General features: G+C 51.9%; 11 protein-coding genes. 8 read left to right on the top strand and 3 right to left on the bottom strand.

Going from position 1 to position 16,992, the window contains the following annotated elements:
* Nucleotides 1-211: 211 nt before the first annotated feature.
* Both ACTHTJ_RS04925 and ACTHTJ_RS04920 read right to left on the bottom strand, forming a co-directional pair.
* Nucleotides 212-4,360: a translocation/assembly module TamB domain-containing protein gene (locus tag ACTHTJ_RS04925; protein ID WP_070584438.1), complete on the bottom strand. Its 4,149-nt coding sequence runs from the start codon at nucleotides 4,358-4,360 to the stop codon at nucleotides 212-214.
* Between the two features lie 78 nt (nucleotides 4,361-4,438).
* The gene (locus ACTHTJ_RS04920) at nucleotides 4,439-6,280 is read right to left on the bottom strand and encodes an autotransporter assembly complex protein TamA (protein WP_070584436.1); all 1,842 of its coding nucleotides are present in this window, start codon (nucleotides 6,278-6,280) and stop codon (nucleotides 4,439-4,441) included.
* Nucleotides 6,281-6,805: 525 nt separating this feature from the next.
* Between ACTHTJ_RS04920 and ACTHTJ_RS04915 the strand changes: the two genes are divergently transcribed.
* The 3 genes from ACTHTJ_RS04915 (at nucleotide 6,806) to ACTHTJ_RS04905 (ending at nucleotide 11,017) form a co-directional block, all read left to right on the top strand.
* Nucleotides 6,806-7,384 carry an NAD(P)H-dependent oxidoreductase gene (locus ACTHTJ_RS04915; protein WP_070584434.1) on the top strand — a complete coding sequence of 193 codons (579 nt, stop codon included), beginning with the start codon at nucleotides 6,806-6,808 and terminating at the stop codon, nucleotides 7,382-7,384.
* A gap of 325 nt (nucleotides 7,385-7,709) precedes the next feature.
* The gene (gene sstT / locus ACTHTJ_RS04910) at nucleotides 7,710-8,933 is read left to right on the top strand and encodes a serine/threonine transporter SstT (RefSeq protein ID WP_070584432.1); all 1,224 of its coding nucleotides are present in this window, start codon (nucleotides 7,710-7,712) and stop codon (nucleotides 8,931-8,933) included.
* 227 nt (nucleotides 8,934-9,160) lie between these two features.
* Nucleotides 9,161-11,017: an ABC transporter ATP-binding protein gene (locus tag ACTHTJ_RS04905; protein WP_070584431.1), complete on the top strand. Its 1,857-nt coding sequence runs from the start codon at nucleotides 9,161-9,163 to the stop codon at nucleotides 11,015-11,017.
* Between the two features lie 109 nt (nucleotides 11,018-11,126).
* On the opposite strand, the gene ACTHTJ_RS04900 is transcribed toward ACTHTJ_RS04905, so the two are convergent.
* Nucleotides 11,127-11,855 carry a TIGR00730 family Rossman fold protein gene (locus ACTHTJ_RS04900; protein ID WP_070584429.1) on the bottom strand — a complete coding sequence of 243 codons (729 nt, stop codon included), beginning with the start codon at nucleotides 11,853-11,855 and terminating at the stop codon, nucleotides 11,127-11,129.
* A 140-nt stretch (nucleotides 11,856-11,995) separates the two neighbouring features.
* Here ACTHTJ_RS04900 and truC point away from each other — a divergent pair, with 140 nt between their 5' ends.
* The 5 genes from truC (at nucleotide 11,996) to ACTHTJ_RS04875 (ending at nucleotide 16,986) form a co-directional block, all read left to right on the top strand.
* On the top strand, nucleotides 11,996-12,712 hold the full coding sequence (truC, locus tag ACTHTJ_RS04895) for a tRNA pseudouridine(65) synthase TruC (protein ID WP_070584427.1): 717 nt from the start codon (nucleotides 11,996-11,998) through the stop codon (nucleotides 12,710-12,712).
* 98 nt (nucleotides 12,713-12,810) lie between these two features.
* Nucleotides 12,811-13,914, top strand: a complete 1,104-nt coding sequence (gene prfB / locus ACTHTJ_RS04890) for a peptide chain release factor 2 (RefSeq protein ID WP_003681666.1) — start codon at nucleotides 12,811-12,813, stop codon at nucleotides 13,912-13,914.
* Nucleotides 13,915-14,364: 450 nt separating this feature from the next.
* Nucleotides 14,365-15,822, top strand: a complete 1,458-nt coding sequence (locus tag ACTHTJ_RS04885) for an oligopeptide:H+ symporter (RefSeq protein WP_440360798.1) — start codon at nucleotides 14,365-14,367, stop codon at nucleotides 15,820-15,822.
* 334 nt (nucleotides 15,823-16,156) lie between these two features.
* Nucleotides 16,157-16,513, top strand: a complete 357-nt coding sequence (locus tag ACTHTJ_RS04880) for an NADH-quinone oxidoreductase subunit A (protein WP_049223664.1) — start codon at nucleotides 16,157-16,159, stop codon at nucleotides 16,511-16,513.
* The gene (locus ACTHTJ_RS04875; protein ID WP_002215610.1) at nucleotides 16,504-16,986 is read left to right on the top strand and encodes a NuoB/complex I 20 kDa subunit family protein; all 483 of its coding nucleotides are present in this window, start codon (nucleotides 16,504-16,506) and stop codon (nucleotides 16,984-16,986) included. The genes ACTHTJ_RS04880 and ACTHTJ_RS04875 overlap by 10 nt, the downstream gene beginning before the upstream one ends.
* Nucleotides 16,987-16,992: the final 6 nt, after the last annotated feature.

Raw genomic sequence — 16,992 nt, 5'->3', positions numbered from 1 at the left:
CTGTCAGTTTCAGACGGCCTTTTTGTATCTGTTTGATTTATCGCTAACCTTGAATAAGCCATGGTTTGCCGTTCACTTTTTTAGCTGCATTTATTTTTAAACTTGCGCCGTTGACCTTTGTTTTTGAGGCATAGCTGAAGATTCTAATATACGGTAGAACAAGATAAAGGCCGTCTGAAAGATGAATTTCAGACGGCCTTTTTCACGGCTTTTAGTGTTGTTCTTCCGGCTCGGGTTCGTCTTTGCCGAACCAGTTGTCAAAGCGGATGGTGTATTTCAACTCGCCGCCGGAGGAACGCGTGCCAATGCGGGCAACGGCTTGGATGGCGCGGGTCAGTTGGTACACGAGTTTGACGGATTGTTCGGCGCTGGAAATACCGTATTCGTAACCTGCGTAGAGGTTGTTGGTGAGCTGTTTGCCGACGGTCAGGACTTGTTCGGCAGGGTTGAGCTCGCCTGTTTGGGCGTTGCGGCTGCGTTTGCTGGTAAAGCCTAAATCATCGACAAGGCCGATGCGGTCGTTGACTTGGCCGGCAAGCAGCGCGCTGGCGGCCGCAGAGAGCGTGGCGTTGTCGCCGTCGCTGCCGCTGCTGGCACGGTTGAGGATGAGCCAGGAGAGTTTATCTTTTTCACTCATGGCTTCTTTGGCAACCAAGGTTACGCGCGGATTGTTGAGGCTGCCGAGGACTTCGACACCTGCACCGACCGGGGAGAGACGGCGTTCGGCACGGATGTTGAGGTTTGGATTGGTCAGCGGGCCGACAAAGGAAACCGATCCTTTGGTGATGTCGAGGTCTTGGCCGTAGGCTTTGTAGCGGCCTTTGACAACGCGAACGGTACCGACGCCTTGTACGGCTTCGCCCGGACGGGACGTGATGGCCAGTTTGCCGCCGATGGTAACGTCTGCGCCGTAGCCGACAAAACGGACATTGTCGTTGATATTCAAGACAAGATTCATATTAATCGGCGTGGTGGCCGTTGCTTCTTTTGGGGTTTCGCCCAGTACAACCACATCATCGTCGAGGGTCGGCATGGAGGATTTTTGCGAACCGAACATACCGTAGTCGGTATTGAGCGTGCCGTTGAGCGATACGCCTTTTTCCGGATTGTAGAGGACTTTGGCCGTGCCGGAGAGCTGCAGTCGGCGGTTTGGACGCGAGAGGGTGCGGTATTTGTCGAAGATGATGTCCACGTCGACATCGGGGTTGGCGTTGGCAAGGTTGACCGCGCCTTTGAGCTCAATCGTGCCGCCACGGTGGAATTTGAGGCTGTCGATCACCCATTTTTGCCCCTGCAGGCGTGAACGCAATACGCCGTTGTCGAGGATCAGGCCTTGGGTTTGATGGCGGTAATAGAGGTTGTCGCCGTTAATCAGGCCGCTCAGTTGCGGATCGTTCAGACGGCCTGCCAAGTTGACGGCGGCGTTCAGACGGCCTTTGAGGGTTTGGCCGACGGGCAGGAAGTTGCGGAAGACTTCGAGGTTGGCAACGTTCAGGTTGAGTTTGCCGCTCAGAGGGGCGGTATCGAAGCTGGTACCCTGACCGATGTTGACGGTACCGTCGGCACGGCCGTAATTGGTTTGGAGGTCGAGGTTGCTGTTGACGGTAGGCGAACCGAGTCGGCCGCCGATGGTGGCGGTCGCGTTCAGACGGCCTGCAATACCTTGGGCTGTAGCCGGCATAAAGGATTTGAGCGAGCCCAAATCGGGAACGTTGATATTGACTTTGCCGCTGACGGGAGCGTTGTTGATGTTGTTGCCGAACTGTTGGGCGATGCCGAGCGTGCCGTTAACTTTGCCGAAGCGGGTGTTGCCTTCCAGCGTGCTGTCGATGCGGCCGTTTTGGAAACGGGTGCGCAGGGCGAGTGCGGAAAGTCCCAAAGGTTGTTTGTTTTTCGGGTCTTTGCTCGGCAGGATGATGTCGCCGCTTTGTCGGCTGATATTGAGGAAGCCGCGCGCGTTTTGACTGTACGCCAAATCCCAGTCGCCGCCCAAGACGAGGTTGTGTTCGATAGGCGGAGTGTAGAAGTTGTGCAATTCGGTAATGTGCAGATTTTGTGCGCTGCCTTTACTGGTAATGCCGGCTTTCTTGTCCCAAACGAAATTTTGCAGGTTGAGGCTGCCGCCCATGGCCGCCCAGCGCGCGCTGCTGAGGGAAACGCGTTCGCTGCCGGCTTCGAGGTTGAGGCGGTTTTGCAGTTTGAGGTTGAACGCGCCGTTGATGTCGAGCGTGTCAACCGTGCCTTTCCATTGGGTTTGGTCTTTGTTGAGGCCGCCGGTGGCGTCGAGGTCGAGCTTGTAGCGTTTGTTGTCCACCGCCATGCTGCTGTTGCCGCGGATGTGGTGGTGCGAGCCTGTGCCGCTGATGAGCAGGTTGACGTTGTCAATCATGGCCGCGCCGCCGGAGACGGCGATGTGTTCGCCTTTAATATCGGCACTCAACGGACGGTTGATATCTGGCGAACCTTTAAGCTTGAAGTCGAGGGTGCGGATGTTGACGGTATCGGCGACTTTGAAGTTGCGCGCTTCTCCGTTCAAATCGGCTTCAAGGGTTTTGAGGCCGTCTGAAAAACTGCCGGAGATGTAGCCGCGCGCGTTGAGCAGGCCGCCCAAGCCGAAGCCGAAACGCGACAAATCGGGGGCGGTAATGTTGAGGTTGAGGCGGTCGCCTTTTTTGCCGAAGCTGCCGTTGGTTTTGATGACGTTGCTGCCGAGGGTCAGGTCGGTCAGGGCGCGCGAGAGGTGTTTGTTTTCATAGGCGACGTCGGCTTTGCCACTGAGCGGAACGCCGTTGAGCGTACTCGGTGCAAACTGCATTTTGCCGGCGAATTTTTCTTGCGCCAGTATGCCGGTCAAGTTGATGTTGCCGTTGACGCTGCCTTGCGGAAGCTGCGGATCGATGCGCGCAGGGTTGAAGGCTTTGCTGACGATGTCCAGCTGCAGTTTGCGGTCTTTGAAGAGTTCGAGCGAGCCTTTGGCGTTGAGCTCGCCACCGTTTTGCGGAACCAGGCGGACTTTGTCGAGCTTGAGCGTGCGCTGGCCGAGCTGTTTGTCGGTTTGGAAAAACAGCATGCCGTCTGTACGCGCAAATCCGCTGTCGAGATTCCAGTTGACGACGGGGGAGGAGGTTTCGCCTTTGACGTCGATACTGCCGTTCAGACGGCCTGCGATGTTTTGACGGACGAAGTCGTCCGCGCCGGTATTGTTGATGCCCAGTGCGAGTTTGAGCTGGTCTTGGGCGGTGTCGATAGAGCCGGATACATCAATGCTGCCGTCTTTGAGCAGGCCGACACCGATGTCTTCGATTTTGACCGTGCCTTTATCGTCGACGATGAATTCGCCGAGGATGCGTTTTACGGGGATATGGTTTTCATCGGCAAAACCGGCTTGGTCGTTTTCCAAGTCAATCGAGCCTTCCAACGCAACGCCGTCAGTAAAGGACGGAATGGTGGTGGCGTCGAAATTCAGGCGCGCTTTGGGCAGGCTGGGCAGGAAGGCCTGCGGATTGATGTTGGAACCTTTAATCAGGATTTCGCCGACGGTTTCGTTGAGGCTGTCGGCGAATGGGTGGATGGTGGATTTGGCAGACAAATGAACGTTGTCGCCGTCGAGCAGCAGATCGGTGTACACGTCTTGCAGGCTGCCCCACAGGCGCACCGTGCCGTGTATGGTTTCGCCCTCAAGCTGACCTTTGGTGTAGATGGCGGTATTGAGGACGTAGGGTTTGTTCAAACCGACCACCACCGCGCCTGTCGAGCTGCTCCAAGGCGTGTCGGCGGTTTTGATGTGGAGGCGGTGTTCTTTTTTGTCGTAATGATAGGCCGCGTGCAGATGGTCGAGATAGACGGTCTGCTTGTCAAAACGCTTGCCCACGCTGATTTTGCCGGTTTCCAAACGGTCGAGATAGGCGGTAACGGGCAGGTCTATGCTGTCGGGTAGGCCTTTTGAAGGCTCTTCTTCTTTGGGCGGCGTGCGTTTGGTTACGATGGCGATGTCGCCGGCCACGACTTCGGTAATGTGCAAGGACGGACGGGTCAGCTCGGACGGTTTCCAATCAAAGCGGAAGCTGCTGATTTTGACATCCGCACCTTCTGTTTCAATCAACCATTTGTCGCCTTCAAAACCTTCAATCAGCGTACCCTTCAGCGTATCCGAAGAGATTTTGACGCCGAACCATGACGGGATCTTGTACAAACCGAAACGCAAACCCGATTCCGTACCGACCAGCCAGCCGATTGCGCCGGCGGAAACGGTCAATACGCCCAAGGCGGACAGGACAAAGCCGCGCAACAGGCGTTTTTTGCGCTTTGGCGGGGCGGGCTGTTGTTCAGACGGCGTGGAAGTGTTTGCAGTATCGGTCATGATATTTTTCTGTTTGTCTGTTGTTCAGACGGCCTGAAATGGCTGAGGCCGTCTGAAAGAATGGATGGTGTATGTTTGTTAAAACCTTGTGCCCAAGCTGATGTGCCAGCGGATTTTTTTGTCGTGATGGCCGTAGGCAATGTCGAAGGAGAACGGTGCAACCGGGCTGAACCAGCGTACACCCAAGCCGGTACCGTGTTTTAAGGTCATGTGTTTGAAGTTGCTTGCCGCATCGCCAACATCGTGGAAGATGGCGCCGGAGAAGCTTTTGGTAACCGGGAATTGATATTCGAGGCTGCCGACCACCAAGGCGCGTTGCGGCAGGACGGAGCCGTTGGGGCCGGCCAAGCCGATGCTGTCGAGTTCGTAACCGCGTACGGAAGTTGCGCCGCCGGTGCGGAACATCAGGCTGGACGGTACTTCTTCGCCTTCGCGGGCATAAACGTAGCCTGCTTGTCCGCGTACGATGAATGTACCGATTTTTTTGTTTTCAGGTGTGAAGAAATAGCCTGCGCGTGCCGTGGCGCGTGCCATTTGGGTGGAGGAGAGGAATTTGCCCAAAGTTGCCCCGATTTTGCCGTCGAGGTAGTAGCCGTTTTGAGGGTGCAGCTCGGTTTCGATGCTTTGTCGTTTCCATGAGGCGGTCAGCATGGTGGCATGGCTTCGGCCCAAATCGTAGCTGGTGTCGGGGACTTTGCGGTCTTCGGTAATGAATTCGAGGCCGAAGCGGGCATCGATATTGTTGCGGTCGCGGACATACCAAATACCGCTGGTCAGGGCGCGTTTTTCAAGGTTTTGCGTGGTCGAGCGGTTGTAGGAAACGTTGCTGGTCCAGTAGTTGCCGCGGTTGTTGCGCGGTTGGCTGATACCGGCGGCCAGCGTGGTCTCGTATTTGTCCATGTCCCAAACGATGGAACCGATGTAACCTTTGTTAAAGAGGTTGTAATAGTCGTAGGCGATACGGCCGCCGATTCCGTATTCGGAGTCGTAGCGGATACCGGTTTCCAGTTTGTGGCGTTTGACTTCGGTCACGTTGATTTTGACGGGAACGCGGTCGCCCTGCAGTTGGTCGAAGTCGGCTTGTACGGACGCGCCGGAATAGTGGCCGTTTTGCTCGAGCGCCTGTTGTAGGTCGAGGATTTTGTCCAAGTCGTAAGGCGAACCGGGGTGGAAACGCGCCATGCCGGAAACCACACTCTCAGGGTAGCGGCGTGTGCCGGTGATTTGGAAATCGCCGAAGTAAATGGGGCGGTTGCTCTCCACGATGACGTTCAAGTCGGCTTTTTGGGTATTGGGATTGATGGTGGCTTGGGTGGTGGTGAGTTTCGCCAAAGGATATTTTTTGCGTGTTACCGCGCTGAGTACGGAGGTTTTACTCGCACTCCAGCCGTCTTGGTCGAAGTTTTCGCCAACGGGCTGCTGCCAGTTTTCCATCGCATTTTGGTAGTACTCGGCCAAGTTGTCGTCATTCAATACGTCGCCGAGGATGGCCACGCTGACGTTGTCGACTTTGGTGCGCGGGCCGGGGGTGACGTTGACGGTATAGCTCTCGCCGTGGTCTTGAATATTGACGTTGCTGTTGAAGTAGCCTTTGGTCCGGAGCATGGTTTTGACGTTGTCGGGTGCCTCTTCGGCGAGGAAGCCGACCTGCTCTTTATCCAGCTCTTCTTCCTGCTGCTGGGTAATCAGCGGCAGGTATTCTTCAAGCATTTCTTTGACTTCGCTGTCTTGGGTGTCGATTTTGACGGGGAATTTGGGCTTGAGTTTGCCTGTTTGGTCGTCTTTGGGCTGCTTGGGCATTTCGGATTCGGGAACAGCTTCGTAGTCTTCTGCTTTGGGAACGGAAGTATCTACTGCCAACGCGTGTCCGTAGGCGAGCGCCAATGATGCAAATAAAACAGGGTAGGTCAGTTTGGTCATGATGTGTGTTCGACAGCGACAATTCTTCAGTTTGGGGATTTTAACATTATTTCTGCAAGCTTTCAGACTATGGTTATAAACGGAAATTTAGCGCGATAACGTTGCAAAATGCGATTTAAGGGCGGATTTTGGTTTGTTTCTATCTGATTGTAATATTTATGTTTTGTGTTTTGACTGATGAAGTTGCCTTTGTATTCGGCCTTATGGCGCAGATTTCAGGCCGTCTGAAATCAAGATACAGAGGGATAAGGCAACGGTATGGGCGTACTTTAAAGTAGGGTTTGAGCGGGTTTGACCGTATTTTGGGCATAAAGTGCCAACTGTGTGATAATAAACCTATCAAGTCCTATGAAAGACTTTAAAGCCTTGAAAATAATGACTTCAATGCTTTTTTATTGCGCTTTTAACGTCTATCAAACTCTCGAATTTGAGTAGTACGTTAATAGTTGGAGCTTATTGATTGGTTAAATTGTTGCATTACTAAAGTGCTTCATAATCGGTAAATTATTAGCTAAAGGAGAATAAATGAATATTTTATTATTAGACGGTGGAAAAGAGTTTGGTCATTCACATGGCGAGTTGAACCACACACTTCACAAAAAAGCGAAAGAAGTTTTGACCGCACTTGGACACAATGTACAAGAAACCGTGATTGATGCCGGCTATGATGTTGAAGCAGAAATTGAAAAATTCTTGTGGATGGATGCCGTGATTTGGCAGATGCCAGGTTGGTGGATGCACGAGCCTTGGACAGTGAAAAAATACATAGACGAAGTATTAACCGCTGGACACGGCAAACTTTACCACAGCGATGGTCGTCATCGTGTCAATCCGACAGAAGGCTACGGCACAGGTGGCTTGTTGCAAGGCAAAAAATACATGCTTTCACTTACTTGGAATGCGCCGATTGAAGCCTTCACCTGCGAAGGCGACTTCTTCGAAGGCAAAGGTGTGGATGCTTTGTATATGCACTTCCACAAACTTAACGAGTTCATCGGGTTGAGCCGTCTGCCGACATTCTTATGTAACGATGTGATTAAAAACCCACAAGTAGAAAAGTACTTAACCGATTACCAAGCACACTTGGAAAAAGTATTTGGCTAATCGCAAAATATTAGTGTAGAAGGTGGGCATTTTTGCTCACCTTTTTTATTTCAAACGCTTATTAAATCCCCAGATAGGGAAAGGAAGATGAATAGACTGAGTTTAGATAAAACAAGCGGTCAAGTTTTGACGGAGATTTGCAAAAACACCTAAAAATTTGACCGCACTTTAAAATAAAAAGTAAACATCCTCAATTTGAAACTGCTTAAATGCTAAACTTTGATGCTGTTTTTGTGAGGTGTGCATGAAAACCTCGCCGACAAATGATTTTTATTTTAGAATGTAAGACTTTTTTAACATATCTTTAAATTGTGAAGGAACGGATATGGCAAGTGGCAATCCGATTTTGAACGCGCTCAATCGCGTCAGCCTGGTGGCGCAAATCGCCATCGGCTTGGTTTTAGGTATTCTTGTGGGTGCAGTTTCGCCGCAAGTCGGTATTAGCGCAGGACTGCTAGGCAGCCTGTTTGTCGGTGCGCTTAAGGCTATCGCGCCGATTTTGGTATTTGTTTTGGTGACTGCCGCCATTGCGCAACACCAAAAAGGCAATCAGGCCTATATCAAACCGATTTTGATTTTGTATATTTTTGGTACGTTTGCCGCGGCTGTGGTGGCAGTTATTGCCAGTATGGCATTCCCGACCACGCTGATTTTGCGTGCGGCCGGCGATGTGTCCGTTGCGCCGCCTTCCGGCATTGTCGAGGTGTTGAAAACGCTGTTGATGAATTTGGTGGCCAACCCGATTAACGCGCTGGCCAATGCCAACTATATCGGCATTTTGGCTTGGGCTTTGGTATTGGGTGCGGCTTTGCGCCATCACGGTTCGGATACGACCCGCCAAGTGGCGGCCGATTTGGCCGATACCGTTTCGACCGTTGTGAAATGGATTATCCGTTTTGCGCCGCTGGGTATTTTCGGCTTGGTGTCTTCTACCATTGCGGAAACCGGTTTTGAAGCGCTTGCCGGTTATATGCAGCTGTTGGCCGTATTACTCGGCTGTATGCTGTTTATTGCTTTGGTGGTCAACCCGATTATTGTGTGGTCGCAAATCCGCCGCAACCCTTTCCCGCTGGTGTTTACCTGCCTGCGCGAAAGTGGCGTTTATGCCTTCTTTACCCGTTCTTCCGCCGCCAATATCCCTGTGAACATGGCATTGGCGAAAAAACTGGGTTTGCACGAAGACACTTACTCCATCTCCATTCCATTGGGTGCAACCATCAATATGGCCGGTGCGGCAATCACCATTACCGTTTTGGCGATGGCTGCGGCGCACACGCAAGGCATTACGGTTGACTTCGCCACTGCCCTGCTGCTGAGCCTGGTGGCTACCGTCAGCGCGTGCGGTGCATCGGGTGTGGCCGGCGGCTCGTTGCTGCTGATTCCTTTGGCGTGCAGCCTGTTCGGTATCGATAACGATGTGGCCATGCAGGTGGTTGCCGTCGGCTTCATCATCGGCGTGATTCAAGACTCTGCAGAAACTGCGTTGAATTCTTCCACCGACGTTTTGTTTACTGCCGCTGCCGATTTGGGCCGTCAACGTAAAGAGTAATTTTTAAGGGCAACCTAAATCCAGTAAAGGCCGTCTGAAAAGTTTCAGACGGCCTTTGTTTTGGGCAAAGCAAAGGGATTTTTAGATGGCCAAGCTGATAGATTGGTTTGGTCGGACTGACGGTATCCGCTGTCATCAGTTGGATTTTTCCCGTAAAATACAGTCTTGAATGTATTTGAACACCTCTTTTCAGACGGCCTGACCGTCTTATCACATTTGCAAAAACAATGATTAAAAAAATATTCTCATGGTTCGAGTCCCGCATCGACCCTTATCCAGAAGCCGCGCCGAAAACGCCAGAAAAAGGGTTGTGGCGGTTTATTTGGAGCAACATTGAAGGCGTGCGCAAATGGATTGCCGTGTTGGCCGTATTTACGGTCGGCGTCGGCATCATGGAAGCCTTGATGTTCCAATTTATGGGCAAGGTGGTCGACTGGCTCGGCGCTTATACGCCGCAAACGCTTTTTGTTGAAAAAGGCCATGCATTAATCGGCATGATGGCCATGGTGGCATTTTTTGCCGTTTGGACCTTTTTCGCTTCCAGTGTGCGCCTGCAAACCCTGCAAGGCGTGTTCCCCATGCGCCTGCGCTGGAATTTCCACCGCCTGATGCTGGGTCAAAGCCTGGGCTTTTATCAGGACGAGTTTGCCGGCCGCGTGTCCGCCAAAGTCATGCAAACCGCGCTGGCGCTGCGTGATGTGGTGATGACCGTTGCCGATATGGTTGTGTATGTGCTGGTGTACTTCATCACTTCCGGCGTAATTCTGTCCTCATTTGATGCATGGCTTATTTTGCCGTTTATCTGCTGGATGATTGGATTCGCCATGATTATGCGCTTCCTGATTCCCAAACTCGGCAAAACCGCCGCGCGTCAGGCCGATGCGCGCTCGTTGATGACCGGCCGCATTACCGACGCCTATTCCAATATCGCCACCGTCAAACTCTTCTCCCATGGCGCACGCGAGGCCGCCTATGCCAAGCAGTCGATGGAAGAGTTTATGGTAACCGTCCATGCCCAAATGCGTTTGGCAACGCTGCTGTACACCTGCAGCTTTATCGTCAACAGCTCGCTGACCGTCGGTACGACCGCCTTGGGTATTTGGCTTTGGTATCACGGCCAAGTCGGCGTGGGCGCGGTAGCCACGGCCACGGCCATGGCATTGCGTGTGAACGGTTTGTCGCAATACATTATGTGGGAGTCTGCCCGATTGTTTGAAAACATCGGTACCGTCAACGACGGCATGGCCACCCTGTCCAAACCCCACACCATCCTCGACAAACCGCAAGCCCTGCCGCTGAAAGTTACCCGGGGCGAAATCAAGTTTGAACACGTCGATTTCTCCTACGAAGCAGGCAAACCGCTCCTCAACGGCTTTAACCTGAACATCAAACCCGGCGAAAAAGTCGGCTTGATCGGCCGCAGCGGCGCAGGCAAATCCACCATCGTCAACCTGCTCCTGCGTTTTTACGAACCGCAAAGCGGCACGATTTCGATCGACGGCCAAAACGTGGACAGCGTTACCCAAGAAAGTCTGCGCGCCCAAATCGGTTTGGTAACGCAAGATACCTCCCTGCTGCACCGCTCCGTCCGCGACAACATTATCTACGGCCGTCCCGATGCGACCGAAGCCGAAATGATTTCTGCCGCCGAACGCGCCGAGGCCACCGGTTTTATTCCTAACTTAAGCGATGCCAAAGGCCGACGCGGCTATGATGCACACGTTGGCGAACGCGGCGTGAAACTTTCCGGCGGCCAGCGCCAACGCATCGCCATCGCCCGCGTTATGCTCAAAGACGCGCCGATTCTGTTGCTTGACGAAGCCACCAGCGCGCTCGACTCCGAAGTCGAAGCCGCCATCCAAGAAAGCCTCGACAAAATGATGGAAGGCAAAACCGTGATTGCCATCGCCCACCGCCTCTCCACCATCGCCGCGATGGACCGTCTCATCGTCTTGGACAAAGGCCGCATCATCGAAGAAGGCAGCCACACCGAGTTGCTCGCGAAACAAGGTCTGTACGCCAAACTTTGGGCGCACCAAAGCGGCGGCTTCTTGAGTGAGCATGTCGAGTGGGAAAACAATTAAGCGCTTTGAAAGAAGATAAAAGGCCGTCTGAAAACATTTTCAGACGGCCTTTATTAATGAAGCAAAGGACAGGTGGGATAACCGCTTTTTCAGTTGAAACCGTAGTTTTTTACAGCCCCAGCGACCAAGCATTTTGGTGTTCGGACAAGTCTTCCAAGCGGTTTTCGTAATGGGCGAAGATTTCTTCGATGATTTCGTCTTCGTCGTCGATGACGTGGATCAGGTTCAAATCCTCTTCCAAAATCAGGTTTCTACCCAGCAACTGCTCGCGTATCCAGTCCAACAGTCCCGCCCAAAATGCTTTGCCCACTAAGATAATCGGGCGGTCGGGCGTTTTGCCGGTTTGTACCAAGGTCAGGCTTTCAAACAATTCGTCCAATGTGCCGAAACCGCCGGGCATGACGACATACGCCACGGCGTGTTTGACGAACATGACTTTGCGTGGGAAGAAGTGTTGGAATTTAATCGACAAATCCTGATACGGATTGGCTTTTTGCTCGTGCGGCAACACGATATTCAGCCCCACCGCCGGACTTGCGCCTGCAAACGCGCCTTTGTTGGCCGCTTCCATAATGCCCGGCCCGCCGCCGGAAATTACCGAAAATCCGGCATCCGACAGTTTGCGCGCCAAGCGTAATGTGAACGCGTAGTCGGGATGATCTTCAGGCGTACGCGCGCTGCCGTAAATGCTGACGGCTGGCTGAATGGCGCGCAATTCTTCGCCGGCTTCGACAAATTCGGAAATAATCTTCAATACATGATACGACTCGCGCGCCTGAATATCGCGGCGGGTTTCGTCGGGCAGCATGGGTTTGGGCAGTTTTTTGAGCAGGCTCACGGTTTTTCCTTCGAGTTTTTATGTGCCGTATTGTAACCCGAAAGGGGCAGGCCGTCTGAAAGTCGGGTTTCGGTGGTAAGTGTACCTGCCACATTTTCAAAAGCCCGTTACAATATCTGCTTTTATTCAACTGCTCCGCCATGCTCGATATTATCCACCGCGACAGCCGCACCATCGCCGTCAACAAACCTGCCGGAATGCTGGTGCACCGAAGCTGGTTAGACAAACACGAAACCCGTTTTGCCGTGCAGACCCTGCGCGACCAAATCGGGCAGCACGTCTATCCCGTCCACCGCCTCGACCGCCCGACTTCCGGCGTCTTGCTGTTTGCCCTCGATACGGAAGCCGCACGGTTATTGATGCAGCAGTTTGAAAACAAAACCATCGAAAAAACTTATTGGGCGATTGTTCGCGGTCATCTGCCTTCAGACGGCCTGATTGATTACGCCCTCAAATATATGCCCGACAAAATCGCCGAAGCGCAGACCGAAGCCACATTGCAGGAAGCGCAAACCACCTACCGCTGTCTGGCGCAAACCGAGTTGCCGTTCCAATCCGCCCTGCGTTATCCGACCTCGCGTTATTCGTGGGCCGAACTTACGCCGCACACAGGTCGCAAACACCAACTCCGCCGCCATATGAAACACATTTTCCACCCCATCGTCGGCGACACCAACTACGGCGATTTGCGCCAAAACCATGCCGTTGCCAAACATGTCGGCACGCAACGCCTGATGTTGCACGCGCGAAGCCTCAGTTTTCAAAGCATAGAAGACGGTAGTCGGATTACTGTAAACGCGCCAACAGACAACGACTGGCGGCTTTGGATGGAAAAATTTAAAACCGAGGCCGTTTGAAAAGCCAAACTGCACATTATTCAGACGGCTCAGTCATGGAAAAAAACAGGCAAATCCCTTACAATACGCCCCTAAAATTTTGAAAGAACACAAGAATCATGGAAGCCGAAGTAATCAACCAGCTTAACAACACCCTAAACGACTTGGAGAAGCGCAGCGAAGACATCCGCGTCTATATGGACTATCAAGGCAAAAAAGACCGCCTTGAAGAAGTCGTCGGCCTCTCCGAAGATCCGGAACTCTGGAACGACCCCAAACGCGCCCAAGAAATCGGCAAAGAGCGCAAAATCCTCGAAGGCATCGTGGTGACCCTCGACAACATCGCCACAGGTATCGAAGACAACCGCATGCTGATTGAAATGGCCGTCGAAGAAAACGACGAAGAAGGTTTCGCCGCCGTGCAGGAAGACGTGGCCGGTTTGGAAAAACAAATGGCCGATCTCGAATTCAAACGAATGTTCAACCAGCCTGCCGACCCGAACAACTGCTTTATCGACATCACCGCAGGCGCAGGCGGTACGGAAGCGGAAGACTGGGCGGGTATGCTGTTCCGTATGTACAGCCGCTACGCCGAACGCAAAGGCTTCAAAATCGAAATCCTTGAAGAAGACGACGGCGAAATCGCAGGCATCAACCGCGCCACCATCCGTGTGGAAGGCGAATACGCCTACGGCCTGCTGCGTACCGAAACCGGCGTTCACCGCTTGGTTCGCTATTCGCCGTTTGACTCGAACAACAAACGCCACACGTCGTTCTCGTCCGTGTTCGTGTACCCCGAAATCGACGACTCCATCGAAATCGAAATCAACCCGGCCGATTTGCGTATCGACACTTACCGTGCATCCGGTGCCGGCGGTCAGCACATTAACAAAACCGACTCCGCCGTGCGTATTACCCACGAGCCGACCGGTATTGTGGTGCAATGTCAAAACGACCGTTCTCAACACGCCAACAAAGCGGCCGCGATGGAAATGTTGAAATCCAAACTGTACGAATTGGAAATGCGCAAACGCAACGAAGAGAAACAGGCGTTGGAAGAAGGCAAGTCCGATGTGGGTTGGGGCAGCCAAATCCGCTCATACGTTTTGGATTCCTCACGCATCAAAGACTTGCGTACAGGCTACGAAGTCGGCAACACCAAAGCCGTATTGGACGGCGACTTGGACGGCTTCATCGAAGCCAGCCTGAAACAAGGTGTGTAAACCGTAAGAGATAAACAGGCCGTCTGAAAGGTTTCAGACGGCCTGTTTGTTGTTGAATATGGCAGTAACTATATCCACTCCGATGATTTATATTTCCAGCGGGTAAAAGGTTTTATCTATTTGAATAAGCTAAAGTCTTATCAGTCTAAATGGAATGCCAAACGCCGTAAATATATCCGTTTTCGGCCGCATGAAAAATACAATATAGCAAATCTAAAAATTAATAGGTTTTTGAATATGTAGGGCATGACGGAGATGGCCGCGATATGCTTGTGATGTAGCTATTGAGTTCTTTTTTAAATGCGAATATTAATCTTTCTGTAAAAATATGCTTTTTAATGTTTTGCAAATGCAAAGATTGGCGGTAATATATGGCTTCCATAAAAATGATTGGTAGGTATAACAGGCCGTCTGAAGCCTGAGCCTGTCTAATATATAGGAGAACTCATAATGTCCGGTCAAAAGCCATCTTCTGCCGAGAAAACTTTCTTCGGCCATCCTTTGCAATTATCCACCCTATTCCACATTGAGCTGTGGGAACGCTTTTCCTTCTACGGTATGCAGGGCATCCTGCTGATTTATCTGTATTACGCCGCGAATCAAGGCGGTTTGGGTATGGATAAGGCTTTGGCCGGCGGTATCGTTGGCGCATACGGCGGCAGCGTTTACTTGTCCACTATTCTCGGCGCATGGTTGGCCGACCGCATTTGGGGTGCGGAACGTACCCTGTTTATCGCCGGTATCGTCGTGATGACCGGCCATATTTTATTGGCGATTGTGCCGGGTTTGATGGGATTGCTGTTGGGCTTGGTGTTTATCGCGCTGGGCAGCGGCGGCGTGAAATCGTCTGCCGGTTCGATGGTCGGCTCTTTGTATGAACGGGACGACCTGCGCGAATTACGCGATGCCGGTTTCTCCATTTTCTATATTTCCATCAATATCGGCGGTTTCTTAGGCCCTTTGTTGACCGGTATTTTGCAAGACAGAATGGGATTCCATTACGGTTTCGGCGCGGCGGCCGTCGGTATGGCATTTGGCCTGCTGTGGTATTCGCGCGGCCGTAAAAACCTGCCGCATACGCCGGCTCCGAATCCGTTGCGCCCTGAAAAGGTTCAGACTGCAATAGCTGTCGGCGTGTTGCTGGTTTTGGTGTTGGGCAGCGTGATTGCTTCCGGCGTGCTCAATCTTGAGAACTTTTCACGCTGGCTTTTGGGCGTGGTCATTATTACCGTCATTGCTTATTTTGCACGCCTGCTGGGCAGCAGCCAGGTTGAGGCAGCCAATAAACGTTACATCATGGCCTATATTCCGCTGTTTTTGACTATTTGTATGTTCTGGGCGGTTTGGTTTCAGGTGTACACCGTTGCAACGGTTTATTTTGACGAAACGGTTGACCGTACTTTCTTCGGCTTTACCGTGCCTGTTTCATGGAAAGACTCGATACAGGCCATGTGGGTGGTTCTCTTCTCCGGCGTGATGGCGGCGGTGTGGACGAAAATGGGCAAGCGCCAACCTAAAACGCCGTTGAAGTTTGCGCTGGCCATGTTGGTAACCGGCGTCTCTTATTTGTGTTTCATCCCGTATATTTCATCCGGAACCCCGATGCCGATTATCGTGTTTATGCTGGTGTTGCTGGCGATTACGATAGGTGAGTTGATGCTGTCGCCGATTTCGTTGTCGTTTTCTACCAAAATCGCACCGAGCATGTTTAAAACACAAATGGTTGCTTTGAATTTCTTGGCTTTGTCCATCGGCTTTACCTTGGGCGGAGTGTTGTTTAAAGACTACTACAATGCTCAGTCGCCATTGGATTTCTACTGGATGCTGGCCACCATCGGCGCAGTGACCTGCGGTATCCTGCTGGTACTTACCCCGGTATTGAACCGCATGCTCAAAGGTGTCGATTGATTTTTCTATTTAAAATAATGTGATGTACGCAGGCCGTCTGAAAAGAATCAGTTTTCAGACGGCCTGATGCTTTTATTGAGGTTTGGGAAAGGACGGTTTTCCAGATTTTTGAAGTAAATCGGACAGGCGGAAAATCCGAATTAAATGATACATGATTAAAACGAAATTAAAATTTAGAAATATTAAATAAGAATAAGAATTGTTCTCATAACTTTATTGAATTTATTAGGGTTTTTTTGCTGATTTGATGATATTTACCTTTAAATGGCTTTTGAAATTCGATAAAATGGTAATCTATTTTTAAGATTTGTCTGTCAACCAGTTAGGTACGACCATGTTGGCCAGTTATTTTCCCGTCCTCGTATTCATCCTCGTCGGTCTTGCAGCCGGCGTGCTGTTTATCCTGCTCGGCACGATTTTAGGCCCGAAACGCCACTATGCCGAAAAAGACGCGGCTTACGAATGCGGTTTTGAAGCCTTTGAAAACGCAAGGATGAAATTCGACGTGCGCTATTACCTCGTCGCCATCCTCTTCATCCTGTTTGATTTGGAGGTCGCGTTCATGTTGCCGTGGGCAGTCGTGTTCAAAGATTTGGGCGCGTACGGCTTCTGGTCTATGCTGGTGTTTATCGTCGTTTTGACGGTAGGCTTTGTTTACGAATGGAAAAAAGGTGCGCTGGAATGGGAATAGAAGGCGTTTTGAAAAAAGGTTTCATCACCACCAGCGCGGATACGGTGTTGAACTATATGCGTACCGGTTCATTGTGGCCGGTTACTTTCGGCTTGGCCTGCTGCGCCGTGGAAATGATGCATGCGGGTATGGCGCGTTATGACCTTGACCGTTTCGGTATCATTTTCCGTCCGTCCCCACGTCAGGCCGACCTGATGATTGTGGCAGGTACGCTGACCAACAAAATGGCGCCCGCCCTGCGCCGCGTATACGACCAGCTCGCCGAGCCGCGCTGGGTATTGTCTATGGGCTCGTGTGCCAACGGCGGCGGCTATTATCACTATTCTTATTCCGTTGTGCGCGGTGCCGACCGTGTCGTGCCGGTAGACGTTTATGTGCCGGGTTGTCCGCCGACTGCGGAAGCCCTGATTTACGGCCTGATTCAGCTCCAACAAAAAATCAAGCGCACTTCCACCATCGCGCGTGACGAGTAAGGAGAG

Source organism: Neisseria sp. P0018.S001 (genome assembly GCF_051957355.1).
GTDB lineage: Bacteria > Pseudomonadota > Gammaproteobacteria > Burkholderiales > Neisseriaceae > Neisseria > Neisseria subflava_A.
Note: the sequence above shows the minus strand (reverse complement) of the source record. Positions and strands in the feature narration are given on the sequence as shown.